Origin of the sequence: Rothia sp. HMSC065G12, from assembly GCF_001811455.1 — a bacterium.
In the GTDB taxonomy this organism is placed as follows: domain Bacteria; phylum Actinomycetota; class Actinomycetes; order Actinomycetales; family Micrococcaceae; genus Rothia; species Rothia dentocariosa.
This window is the reverse complement of sequence record NZ_KV804815.1, coordinates 677,844-691,139: the sequence shown is the minus strand read 5'-3', so window position 1 is coordinate 691,139 and position 13,296 is coordinate 677,844. Positions and strand designations below refer to the sequence as shown.

Below are 13,296 nucleotides of genomic sequence, written 5' to 3'. Positions count from 1 at the left end.
GCGATCAAAAGCACTCAGCAACTCACACGGTAACTGTGGGTGAAGGAGCTCCGGCAGCCGAAACCCCGAAAGCGGAAGAGACTCCAAAGGAGGAGACTCCTGAGCAGCCTCAGGTGAAAGAAACCCCCAAGAACGAGGCACCTGCACCTACTGCACCTGCCCCTGTCGTTGAGACTCAGACTGCGTCCGACGGTGATGCTACCGTAACCGGTCCTAAGACTGTGGCCCACGGTCAGGGAATCGTCGTTAACGGTTCTGGATGGAGCCCCTATAGCGTTATCGCCGTTAAATACGATGGCGGTGACATTAAACTTGACCACGCTGTGAACTATAACGGTAAAGACTATGCGTCTCGTGGTGTTGTGGCCATTATTCAGGCTGATGCTGATGGCAAGTTTACCTATACTTTGCCGTTCCCAAATAGCGATAAATGGGGCGTGGGCACCGTTCACGATATCACGTTCCTGACCGGTAGTTTACAGAAGGGCGACGAGCAGCATTCGGTGACGTTGTCCGTTACGATTGTTGGCGCTGACGGCTCCACGTTAGCCCCTGTAAGTAGTAATCACGCCTCTAACAATGGTTCAATCGCAGGCGGCTATGATGCCGGGTCGGGTAACAACGGATCAGGATATGGCTCTGTGGCACCTATTCCCACCCAGAGCTCCGGAATCAACTATGCAGCCCGTCAAGGCAGCATTACGAAGCAGGCTTCTCTTGGGGCTGCTGCTGAACTGGAAAACGATACGCTCATCAACCGTGTGCAGGCACGCGCTAAAGCTGCCGCAAAGAACGGTAGTAACAGCGGTGCCCACGCCAAGAGCGCACCCAAGAAAACTCACACTGCCAAGGCCGCGCCCGGTAAAAACGGTACCCAGGGCAATGCAACTACCGCGGCAACACAGTCCGACAGCGATAGCGCCCCCAATATCATTGGCGCTGAGCTTAGCGGCTTCTCGCGCTGGTTCGCGAACAATGCAAATAACGTGTTGCTCTCTATAGCGGGTCTGATAATCTTGGTGCTTGCACTAACCTTCCGTAAGAGGGCTTAATCACCTCTCACACCTGAGGAAATATACACAATAATCTCAAACATCAGGGTTCCCTCCCACACCGTCGGTGGGGGAGGGAACCGGTATAAATTACCACTAGTCGCACAGAAGAGGAAACTCATGCGAACCACAAAGACAGTATCAAAGGCGCTCACTGCCTGCGCGGCAATATCCCTTAGTCTTGGCCTGGGGATGGGAGCTGCGAATGCGATCCCGCCCGGAGGAGCATCAGAGAATACCCCAGGAACCAGCTCAACTGTAAGTCCTCATGTGACTCCCGGAGGCGTAGTTAACTTCACTTTGACAGGTTTCCCTGAAAACACGCAGGTTACCGTCAAACTAGATGATGACGGCGTCGTGCATAGGCAAACAACGGATAGCAAGGGGAACCTAAACGGTTCATTTGTGCTCTCTAACGCAGGCTCCGGCGACCATACGCTTCGCTTCCTTGCAACGGGAGGAGGCGGAGGTAAAGACGCCAACGGTCGTAATAAAGGTAACACGGGAGGGCGGTATACCAATAAGAGCCCTGTATTTACCGTTGGAGAACCCGATAACGGGGGCGGCAATAATGGCGGCTCGTCAAATAACGGAGGATCCTCTAAGGGCGGCTCCGATTCTTCGTCCAACAATAACGCCGGATCTGACGGTTCGGGTAATAATGGTTCCGAAGATAACGGCGGTAACTCGGCACAGAACGGTGGTTCATCTGAGCAAGAGACCGTCTATCTTGATGCTGATGGCAACCCTATCTCTAAAGAAGAGTATGATCGTTTGAACGCTGAGGCTGACGAGGGCGGGAATAAAGATTCCTCCGATCAGAAAAACGGCCAGAACGCTAACAAGAGCGAACAGAAGAAGACCGCCAGCGCCTCTGCATCCAGCAGTGCGAAGAGCAGCGCGTCGGCCTCTAGCTCCGCAAAGACACAGGCAGATAGCCATAAAACCAGCAACACAACGGTAACGTACGGGCAGGAATTCCCATGGCTGGGCGTATCTGTGCTTGGCGTTGCTATTATCGGTGCTATTGCTGTACTGATTATTCGGAAGCGTCCATAGACAATGGTGATAAGCGCGCGCCGCAGGGGAGATAACGCTCCTTTGCGACGCGCGTTTGGCACTCTTGCTCAGGAGAAGAACCAAAGGTACCCTAACGCAATAGGGATCAAGACACGGTATCGAGATAAGGCGGTCTTAGCTATCTTTACGGTAGCGTTGTTGATAGCACTGTATCTTAGACCACACATAATAAAGGAGTCTCGTTGAGCGTAACCTTGGAACGCACAGGAGCCTCACGAACCATGAAAAGTGGGCGCAACGAAAAAAACGGCCGACGAATAACCTGGCTTATTATTTTTGCGGTTCTGCTCGGCGTGAGTATTCTTGCCTCGCTAACTATTGGGCTAAAATCACTCTCTCCCGACAGCATCGTAGAAACCTTAGCGGGGCAATCAACCCCCGAAAGTCATGCCATTATCTTTGAGCAGCGCATTCCGCGAACACTCATCGGGATAGCCTGCGGGGCGGCCCTCGCAGTTGCCGGATCACTCATGCAGTCACTCACCCGTAACCCACTCGCCGAACCTGGTCTGATGGGTGTCAACGCCGGTGCCGCCGTTGCAGTCATCCTCACTGTTGTACTTTTTGGTGTTCTCGGCATCTGGCAGTATATGATTGCCGCCGCTGTTGGGGGCGCTATAGCCGCCACTGTCGTCTATACCCTCGGGCGTGGTCGAGACGGCTCAATTGTTAAATTAGCTCTCGCCGGTGTGGCTATCTCTGCCGCCCTTGCTGCTGTAGCACAGGGACTTATGCTCTCGAACCAAGATGCTTTTGACGAATTTCGTGTGTGGGTTACCGGGTCTTTAGAAGGGCGTGATATATCAGTCGCACAGGCTATTGCCCCCGTGATCTTCGTGGGTCTCCTTTTAGCGTTTTTTGTAGCGCCCTCGATCAACGCGCTAAGTATGGGTGAAGAAGCCGCTATATCCCTAGGCGTACGGGTATATCGGACCCAAAACCTCACACTTCTTGCCGTAACGCTTCTTGCAGGTGCGGCAACCGCTGCTATCGGGCCGATCTCATTTGTCGGTTTAGCGGTTCCCTTCGTCGTGCGTGCCATTATGGGTAATGACGTACGTTGGGTTAACTATGGCTCCGCGCTTCTAGGTCCTGTCTGGCTGCTCATGTCCGATGTCTTAGCCCGTGTTATTATGGCGACCCCTGAGCACCCGCAGGAAACTCAGGTCGGAATTATCGCTACCCTTGCAGGGGCACCCCTCTTCCTATTCCTGATGACTCGTCGTAAGGTGGAGGCTCTCTGATGACAGATACACAGACTAAGGCGACGAACCTCAAGACTCAGAAACAGGAATCTTCGCGCCCTCGAGGTGCACGGCGCGGTCACGATTTGGCTGGCAGGCTTGTTCTTAACTCACGCGGACTCATTCAGGCGCAGGTTCCCTGGCGGGTTTTGACGCTGTACATTGTGCTGATCGCTCTCATCGTGGCACTTAGCCTGTGGGGGCTGCAACAGGGCGAATACAAAGTGACGACGATGGACGTCATTAATGCCCTCGTTGGGCGGGGTAAACGCATTACAGTGGTCTTAGTACAGAAGCGTGAAGCGCGCATCGTGGCAGCTCTGCTTGTTGGCGCAGCTCTAGGGCTTTCAGGGGCGCTGTTCCAGGTAATCTCGGGTAACCCGCTGGGCTCACCGGATATTATCGGCTTTACACACGGTGCTGCAACTGGTGCGCTCCTGCAGATTATCGTCTTCGACTCTGGCCCGGTAGAAGTTGCTATCGGTGCCCTCATTGGCGGTATCGCAACATCCATTACGGTGTGGTTACTGACTCGACATACAGGTTTACGCGGGTTCCGCCTAGTGCTTGTGGGTATTGGTGTAGGATCGACTCTTGCGGCGTTCAACTCGTTGTTGGTAGTTCGGGCATCACTGACTCAGGCGCAGACAGCAGCATCCTGGCTTGCCGGTTCTCTCGATGATATGTCGTGGCCACGTACGATTACACTGATGATTTTTCTGATTGTCACAGTTCCCGCGCTTCTCGTCCTAGTACGCCCTCTCGGGGCCATTCGGTTTGGCGATAGCGTGGCGTCAGGACTAGGCGTGAATGTCAACGCTTATCGGGTGTGTGCGCTCTTCCTCGGTGTGCTTCTCGTATCCCTAGCCACCGCGACTACCGGTCCCATAGCATTCGTGGCACTTGCTGCCCCGCATATCGCGAAAACCCTGGGGCGAAGCGGCGGCGTTACTCTTTTCGGATCTGCCCTCATGGGTGCTCTCATGGTGCTGGCCTCAGACCTTATTGGAAGGTTTGCAATTCCCGGCCGTACCCTACAGGTCGGTGTGGTTACCGGCGCCCTGGGCGGTTTATATCTGATTTACCTGATTTACCTTGAAAGGAAGAAGAGCTAGTGAAGGCTCGTGCAGAGATTAGCGAAAGCCGACTCGCAGGCGAAGACATGGTCGTAGCCTATGGCGACCACACAGTGCTCAGTGGTATAGACTTCAAGGTGCTTGAGGGTGAGCTTACCGTTATTTTGGGTCCTAACGCCTGCGGTAAATCTACCTTGCTCAAAGCTCTGGCGCGTGTGAATCCTCTCAAAGGCGGAAAGGTCTTTCTTGATGGTCTGCCGCTTTCAAAGATGAAATCCCGATCCATCGCACAGATTCTCGCCATGCTTCCTCAAACGCCGGAGGCACCCACCGGGTTGACCGTGGCGGATGTTGTGGCACGCGGTCGGTACCCGCATCAATCCCTTCTGCGTTCCTGGTCTGAGAAAGATGAGGCTGCCTGCGTTGAGGCTATGGAAGCCGCGAACGTGTTGGAACTGGCCGAACGTCCTATTGAGGCGCTTTCCGGCGGTCAGCGTCAGCGCGTGTGGATTGCCATGACCCTTGCCCAGCAGACGCCTTTGATTCTGTTGGACGAGCCAACCACCTACCTGGATATTACCCACCAGATTGAGGTGCTAAACCTTACCAAGAAGCTCCACTCTGAGGGGCATACCGTTGCGGTTGTGCTACACGATCTGAACCTGGCTTTCCGATACGCCACTCATGCGGTGCTCATGAAGGAAGGTAGGATTATCGCTCAGGGTGATCCTCAGGAAATTGTCACTGCCGAGCTAATTCAGGAAGTTTTCGACCTAGAATCTGTTATATGCGATGACCCCTGTACCGGAACACCACTGGTAGTTCCGGCAGCTCACCAAGAGATTACTATTGCCGCGGACGCAATTGCCGCCGCCCGCGAAGGTCACTAAGGAGCCTTTTATGGGTGATTTTGAGACCCTTCCACATAAAACCACACAGAATCTCAAGTCAAAGATCAAGGCGCGTCCTATGCCGCCTAAAACCCCGCGCCCAACACCTGCCCCGCGCGTACCCAGCCCGCTTATGACGCGCATCGTAAACGAAGCCGTGGACGCGCAAGAACTTAACGCCCGCATCACAGAGATCGTAGCGGATGGGACTCCACTTATCGAGCAGGCTTACTATGACGATGGAACAGCGAATGAGAACGAACGCATTGTCACATTCCTGTATCAGCATGCCACGGCAGAGCAGGTTCTCATTTTTGTCAATAGACTGACAGATGAGAAAAACCTGCCGTTGTCTCTGATGGAACGTATTCCAGGCACCGATTGGTGGGAGCTGAGCTTCCAGATGCGCACCGACTGGCGGGCTTCCTATAACTTTATTCCCACGCTGCCAGGAGAACGCCCGATCTGGCTGGGGGAGGACGATCAGGTGACATTGCGCACCGCTCTCGATTCTGGTGAAGGCGACCCGCTTAACCCGAAGACCGTCTGCAACCGTATTGGCCGTTGTATGGGTGTGATTGAACTTGCCGATGCGCCGGTCCATGAGTTTCTGCTCACCCGACAGGAACTCGACAGCCTTCCTGAACCGCACTGGATGACTACTGCGGACGGGCATCAATATTTATTGGGACGAGTAGGAAACCCAAGCCCCGATTCTCCGCTTTTTATCCTTTTCGACGGTGAAGTCTGGTACGGGCACGGTATGGAGCATATGCTCAACCGAGCCTGTGCCGCCGGGCGTATTCCAGATATGAATGTCTTCTTTCTGCACTCGGGCGGTCGAGAACGCCGCTGGCAAGAGCTTAACGGAGACTGCCCTATAGCCGACTATATTGTGGAAGAAGCGCTTCCTCATTTGAAGCGTCATCACGGGTTGCGTCCGAAACCACAGGACATCATTATCAACGGACAATCCTTAGGCGGGCTGTCTTCTCTGCTGGCGGTTTTCTCGCGCCCAGAGTCTTTCGGAGCGGCAATCGCTCAATCGTCTTCGCTGTGGCAGCCTCAGGTTTTCGACAAACTCTCACAGCTGCGTAAAGCCAATGAACTGCACCGTTTGTCCCACCTTCGCCTTGAGGTTGAGGTAGGCGAGCAGGAATGGATTCTGTTGCCGCCGCATCAGCGTTTTGTTCAGGAACTCGAATCTGTGGACACACACCTGAACTACACTGTATTCAACGGTGGTCACGACTACGCCTGCTGGCGTGGAGCTATCATACCCGCGCTGAATCGCATTCTTATGCCCAACCCCTAAAATCTTATAGCCGAGAAAGACATAAACATGACCGAACAGATTGTGGAACGCTCCGAACTGCTCGAAACCCCACTGATTCCTGAGGATTTCGCACGGCGTTACCGTGAAGATGGGTACTGGATCGATCAGACCATACCCGAGTTTCTGCTTGATGCCTGCCGTGCTAAGCCACATTTTCCGGCGTTAGTGGCACTTTCGCATGCACAGAGCGACGCAGAGGGCAAACCGCAGCAGATTCGACTGAGCTATGGAGAGCTGGAGGTGGCTGCTCGTGCCGCGGCACGTCGCCTAGAGAATGCCGGGGTGCAACCCGGCGATCGTGTGCTTTTACAGTTAGGAAATATCGCCGAATACCTGATATATCTCATGGGTATTTTTTGGGCAGGGGCCTTACCGGTCTTTTGTCTGCCACAGCACCGCACGAGTGAGCTTGTTCATTTTGCAACCCGCACTGATGCCGCTGCGCATATATTTTCCTCGAAAACTCCGGGGGCAGATTTTGCAGCGCTCGCCGACGATGTGGCACAGACGATGCGTGCTGATGGTCTAGAACCGCCTATTGCCCTTGATGTTGTGCTCCCGGTAACCCCGTTGAGCGAGGCGGAGCTGGCGGAGCCGTTCCATCCCGGTGTTGTGCAGAATACCCAAAATACTCTGGCAAGCGAGCAGATCGCATTTTTGCAGCTTTCCGGCGGTACAACCGGTATGTCAAAGCTAATTCCGCGCACCCACGCAGCCTACTTGTACTCGGTGCGTGGTTCCGCCGATATCTGCAAACTGAATAACAACACAACCATGTTGGTGGTGCTTCCTGCGGCACATAATTTCACGATGAGTTCGCCCGGAATCCTGGGCGTAATGTGTGTGCAAGGTAAACTCGTATTTGCTGCTGATCCTAGCCCTCAGACGGCGCTTAATCTGATTCAGATGGAAGGCGTTACCTTCACCTCACTCGTACCGCCCTTGGCGCAGGCCTGGCTGGCGTCTGTAAAGAAACGTGACGTGCAGCTGCCTTCGCTCCGCGTGCTTCAGGTGGGCGGATCGAAACTTGCTCCGACGGTGGCGGGGGAGCTCGAAACAACCCTAGGTGTGAGCATACAACAGGTCTTCGGTATGGCGGAAGGCTTGGTGAATTACACTCGTCTGCGTGATGAACCCTATATACGCATGAATACTCAGGGATACCCTATCAGCCCGGCTGATGAAATCCGCGTGGTGGATGAACAGGATAACCCTGTCGAGCCAGGGCAGAGCGGTCACCTACTCACGCGCGGACCCTATACGATTCGCGGGTATTATCGCGAAGAAAACGCTAATCAGCTCAGCTTTACTGAAGACGGTTTCTACCGCACGGGCGATATCGTGCGTATAGTCGCGGGAAAGTATCTTGAAGTTACTGGACGCGCTAAAGATCAAATTAACCGTAACGGTGAGAAGATCTCGGTGGATGAAATTGAGGAGTTGGCGTTAGAGCATCCGGATATTTTGGATGCGGTAGCCCTTGGTCTGCCCGATGAAACTGTGGGTGAGCGCGTCTGCTTGATAGTCGTACTTCAGGCTGGGAAATCGCTCGGTGAGAATCCGCGCCGTACCATGTACGAGTATTTCACTGAAAAGAAGCTGGCTGATTTTAAGATCCCCGAACGTGTACAGGTATTGAGCTCTCTGCCAACCACAAACGTGGGTAAGATCTCACGCCGTGAACTTCGCATTAAACTAGTTGAGATGCTGGCTCAGGAGTAAGAGTAACTAAGGTAAGCGTTAGCGCGGGCTAAATAAGCGTGCGGATACCATAATACCGGGGTAAGAATCTTGAGGTTCTTACCCCGGAAGTTTAACTCAAAAGCAGGTGCTCTATGAGGCGTGCGCAGAGAATAATAGTCACGTATAGGTGGTCAACACCCGCTATATGACGGTGATATAAAGGTTTACATAGTTTTCATGTAGGGTAACCTCATCTACAATTTATGTGTATATAAATTTTGGCATACATAAGACATGATGCCAGAGAGGAACATAATGTCCGCAGAGACTACTCTTCGCCCCCTGCTTGCTCAGTACATCCACGAGGCGGATTCGCTGGATACCGCATTTTCCGAGTCTACGACCGACCTTTTTTCTCTGGGGATGGACTCAATGGGCGCTTTTGCCCTGCTCGATGACCTCGCGGGCAAGGGGATTACTATCGAATTCACTGAACTGGTAGAAAACCCGACCGTCGAATTTTTGCTCACTCGCATCAGCTAACTTTGACGAGATCGGTACCTATATAAGGCCGATACTCACCCAACCAACACACGACACCGCCTGAAAGAATAGACCGGACTATGAGCATCACCGAGCATAGTGGGTCCAAGCATGACTGGATTCCCCTGACCAAAAGCGCTCAAGGTATTTATCTTGCCGCTATTATCGATCCCAAAAATCCCTGCTATAACACGGCAGAGATCATGGAATGCCCACCCGAGACGAATCTTGATTACCTGCGTGAGGCATTTATTCAGCTCTATCGTGAAAATGAAGGTTTCCGGGTGCAGACGCGCGTGCAGACTGGGCGTCCAGAGCAACGAGTCATGCCACTTGATGAGTTTTTGACTAATCTAGAGGTACTTCCGGTAATTTCCCTCCCGACTCAGGAAGAAACGGAAGAGCAGAATCCCATTCCGGCAGCGGTGCGTGGCTGGGCATCCGAGCTGATCAGCGAACCGTTGAGGACCGATGCGGGTGTTACGGTACGTTCCGCTGCCACATACTATGGGGGTAAACTCTGGGTTTACCACAGCTTTAGCCATGTGGTGGCAGACGGTTTTGCGGTGTTTAACGCTCTGTCTCGCGTAGCAGCTATCTATCGTGCTTTGAGCGCCGGAAAACCTCTGCCTACTGTTAAACGCGCCTCTCTAATGGAGCTTCTTCGGGCTGATCACGCTGCCGAACATGCCCGAGAAGAGGACCTGGCCTTGTGGACTTCTGAGCAAGTGGAAGTACTTAGCCAACCCGATACATCGCTGGCAGCACGAAGTGCATCACCGGCACCACAGGCCTTGCGTGAGGTACTGACCCTGCCTGATAAATTACAGCGAGATATGCTGGAAATTGGCAAAATGTACGGAACCTCCTGGCCCGTTACTGTAACCGGTGCCGTAGGGTCTTATCTGGCCCGTATTGGTGGGCATAGAAGCGCTGCTTTTGGTGTACCCCAGATGAACCGTATATTTGGGGCTCAGGTTCCCGCAGAAACCCGTGCTCTCGGCAAGACCAGCACTCAGACTGGAACCACCGCCGTGAACGTGCTTCCTGTACAGGTTTCAGGTATGGGAAGTATTGCACAGGCACTCGATAGCGTAAAGAACCAGTATGCACGAAACGCCTCACATCCGCTTGCTCGACAAGAAGACCTAGAACGTTTAGCGCAGTCCAATGACAGCCGCCTCTTTGGCGCCCAGATCAACGTTATACCGTTTGATGCCGCTTTACCGCTAGGTGCACCTACCGAAAACACGCCTGCTTCTGTGGGGTATATTCATAACATATCTGCGGGACCAGTTGCGGATATGACCATTACCCTGCGAGGCATACCCGGGCGCGGTCACACAATTTCTGTGGAGCTCGATGCCAACCCGAACCTCTACACCCATGAGCACGTAGAATTTCACGCCCGGCACCTACAAAATTGGTTGGAATCTTGGGCTCAGGCTGCCCTTGAGGAGCGGTCGATGGATACCCTGACGACTGCGTTACCGCATGAGGTAGAGCTGCTGGAATCGTTTAACGCTACCGCGCATCCGATAGAGTATAAAACTTTGCTTCAGCGTTTTCAGGATGCGCTCACACGCTACCCGAACGAACCCGCACTCTACGCCTGCGTGCCAGATGAGGACGGTACGCTGTCCCCGCAATCTCCGCAGGCCTATGAGTTTTCGCAGGTGCTCACGTATCACGAGCTGGATGTGCGAGCCCGCGCCCTAGCAAAGGCGATGCTGGAAGCTGGCGTGTGCCCTGGAACTGCTGTAGGCCTACGTTTTCATCGAGGACTTGAACAATATATCGCCTTATATGCGGCGCTCTATGCAGGGTTTGTCTATGTGCCGATTTTGCCGGATCTGCCCGCCGAACGTGTGAGCTCCATGGTGGAAGATGCGCAGTGTTCGGCGCTTGTGTATGGTTCCGGGCTGAGTCCTATTGCAGAGGCCGAGTTAAAACCGGCGAATACGCAGAGTTTGTGCGGGCTGCAGCAATTTGAATTTACCGCTCTAACAGCCCCTGTGGGAAAACCTCTAAACCTTATACATGTGCCTGAGGCAAAAACATTCCCGGGTATCGGCACAGCACTGGATGATACCGCGTATATCTTGTTTACCTCGGGTTCGACAGGGCGACCCAAAGGTGTTGCGATTAGTCATCGTTCCATTGATAACCGGTTACGTTGGCAGCAGTCACAGATTCCGGTCGGCGCATCCACACAAGACCGCGCGGGGGACCGCATCTTACATAAAACGCCTGTCTCATTTGATGTTCATGTATGGGAGCTTTATTGGCCGCTTCAGGAAGGGGCAGCCGTCGTTATTGCCGCTCCTGATGGGCACCGGGATCCGGCCTACCTGGCGCGTGTTATCGCCGAACAGAACGTCACCTGTCTGCATTTCGTACCCACGATGCTTACCGCCTTCTTGGAGGCCCCTTCCGCAAAACGTACTTTAGCCGAAGCAGGTTTTGGATCGGGTGAGCAGCAACGCCATGTGCGCTATCTTATCTGCTCGGGCGAGGCACTTCAGAAGGATCAGATTCTCAGCGCGCATAATATTATGGGTGTTTACCCTTTAAATCTTTATGGACCTACGGAAGCCGCCGTCGATGTTACCTTCTGGGATAGCTCCCAAAACCCAGAGTGCAGTACTGTTCCTATCGGCCAGCCCGTTTGGAACACCCAAACCCGTATTCTCGACCAGGCTTTACAGCCGATACCGCCTGGATTCGTAGGGGAACTCTACCTTTCGGGTGCACAGCTTGCTGCGGGGTATCAGAACAATCCCGAGGCAACTGCACAAGCCTTTATCTTGGACAACGCTACGGGGGAGCGGCTTTACCGCACTGGCGATCTTGCCGAGTGGAACCTCACCGCCACAAACCAGGAACCCGGCACCCTGGACAAAAACCCTCGCGGAGTCATCCTCTACCGTGGTCGTGCCGATCACCAAGTAAAATTACATGGGCAACGTCTAGAGCTTGGCGATATCGAAACTACACTCTCCCACGTTGAGGGAGTCCATAGCGCCGTCGTTTTGCTCTACACGAAGATGCCCGAACCTGCTCTCGCGGCGTTCCTAGAGATAGGTGACGTTTCTGAAACAGAACGCAACCGTATTGTTGCTCAAGCTCGCCAACATTGTGAGAACACCTTGCCGGACTATATGGTACCGCGCCTATGGCACACCATGGCTCAGTTCCCGGTTAGCCCCTCAGGCAAGACAGATCGCAAAAACTTGGCACAGATCGAGTTTACCTTTGATACCAACACCGCAGACGGCCCCCATGGACTTTTAGAACAGCAAATTAGCGAGATTATCGCGGGTGTGCTGGGACGCTCACAATTCGGCGTAACCGAAGACTTCTTCGCAGCGGGTGGTAACTCCCTTGCGGCACTCTCCGTCATCGCCAAGATTGAAGAAAACCTTGGAAAGACGCTCAGTATTGGTGCCCTCTTCGCTAATCCCACGGTCAAGGGGCTCGCTGCGGTCTTGAACGAGGATTCTCCTGATATCGAGTTCGCCCCGGTTCTGCCTCTGCGTGAGGTGGACTCGACGGACTCCGCAACATCGAAAAATACCGTACCGCTCTTTATCCTGCCGCCTGCCGGCGGCCTGGGATGGTGCTATGCCGCCTATCTGCCCCACATACCCGGACATCCGTCGGTTTACGCACTGCAACATGAGGCATTCACGAACCCAAATGCTGGCTACGCCCAGAGCCTTCGTGAACTCGCCGAGGGGTATCTTGCGCGTATTCGTGAAACCCTTGAAGAACGTCAGCTTCCATCACAATTTTCCCTGATGGGCTGGTCCGTTGGCGGTACTGCCGCCGTCGAGGTAGCCGCGCTTGCCGAGACTGCCGGATATGAAGTACACCAGGTTACGCTTCTGGATGCATACCCCGTCGAACAGTGGCAGGGGATTCCTGAACCAGACGATCAAGAGAGCTTTCGTGCCCTCTTACGTATGGGCGGTCTTCCCGAGGTATCGGCGCAGACCGTGCTTGACCTGCCGCAGACACTCGAACGACTGCGAGATGCCGGGTCGGCTATGGGATATCTGCCTGAAGATAAGTTAGGGGTGTGTCTGGAGTCAATGCGCGCCTCTGCCGCCCTTATGCGCGGCTCGAACCACCTTAACTTGGGCGGAAAAGTCGTATTGATTGGAGTGAGCCATGACGATCAACCCTATCTGGATGCGCACGGCTGGGAGCCTCATGTGGGCTCGTTCCGTACCGTCATGTTGAAGAACGGTACCCACCCCGATCTGGTGAATCCGGAACGCATTCCTGAAATTATTGCAGAAGCCTTCTAAAAGCGCCCTATGGGTATTGGGAGAAGAACAGAGATATCAACAGCACCAGTTCGGCATAAGTTACGCCTGCGGACCTTTT

Annotated in this window: 8 protein-coding genes and 1 pseudogene; all 9 read left to right on the top strand. The window is 53.9% G+C overall.

Features of this window, described 5'->3' with window-relative positions:
* Positions 1–1,052, top strand: a pseudogene (locus HMPREF2804_RS08130) (hypothetical protein); the annotation flags it as partial.
* Positions 1,053–1,172: 120 nt separating this feature from the next.
* Positions 1,173–2,111 carry a hypothetical protein gene (locus HMPREF2804_RS08125; protein WP_048752374.1) on the top strand — a complete coding sequence of 313 codons (939 nt, stop codon included), beginning with the start codon at positions 1,173–1,175 and terminating at the stop codon, positions 2,109–2,111.
* A gap of 203 nt (positions 2,112–2,314) precedes the next feature.
* A complete protein-coding gene (locus HMPREF2804_RS08115; RefSeq protein WP_013399274.1) occupies positions 2,315–3,376 on the top strand; it encodes a FecCD family ABC transporter permease in 1,062 nt (353 codons plus the stop codon).
* Positions 3,376–4,491 carry a FecCD family ABC transporter permease gene (locus HMPREF2804_RS08110; RefSeq protein WP_070627929.1) on the top strand — a complete coding sequence of 372 codons (1,116 nt, stop codon included), beginning with the start codon at positions 3,376–3,378 and terminating at the stop codon, positions 4,489–4,491. The genes HMPREF2804_RS08115 and HMPREF2804_RS08110 overlap by 1 nt, the downstream gene beginning before the upstream one ends.
* Entirely contained in the window at positions 4,491–5,342 is an 852-nt protein-coding gene (locus HMPREF2804_RS08105; RefSeq protein WP_048755241.1) for an ABC transporter ATP-binding protein, read from the top strand. Before HMPREF2804_RS08110 ends, HMPREF2804_RS08105 begins: the two co-directional genes overlap by 1 nt.
* Before the next feature lie 10 nt (positions 5,343–5,352).
* Positions 5,353–6,657: an enterochelin esterase domain-containing protein gene (locus HMPREF2804_RS08100; RefSeq protein WP_070627927.1), complete on the top strand. Its 1,305-nt coding sequence runs from the start codon at positions 5,353–5,355 to the stop codon at positions 6,655–6,657.
* A gap of 27 nt (positions 6,658–6,684) precedes the next feature.
* Positions 6,685–8,400, top strand: a complete 1,716-nt coding sequence (locus tag HMPREF2804_RS08095) for a (2,3-dihydroxybenzoyl)adenylate synthase (protein ID WP_070627925.1) — start codon at positions 6,685–6,687, stop codon at positions 8,398–8,400.
* Positions 8,401–8,676: 276 nt separating this feature from the next.
* The gene (locus HMPREF2804_RS08090) at positions 8,677–8,904 is read left to right on the top strand and encodes a phosphopantetheine-binding protein (RefSeq protein ID WP_239662009.1); all 228 of its coding nucleotides are present in this window, start codon (positions 8,677–8,679) and stop codon (positions 8,902–8,904) included.
* Between the two features lie 80 nt (positions 8,905–8,984).
* Positions 8,985–13,217, top strand: coding sequence for a non-ribosomal peptide synthetase (locus HMPREF2804_RS08085; RefSeq protein WP_070627922.1), 4,233 nt, complete (start codon positions 8,985–8,987; stop codon positions 13,215–13,217).
* Positions 13,218–13,296: the final 79 nt, after the last annotated feature.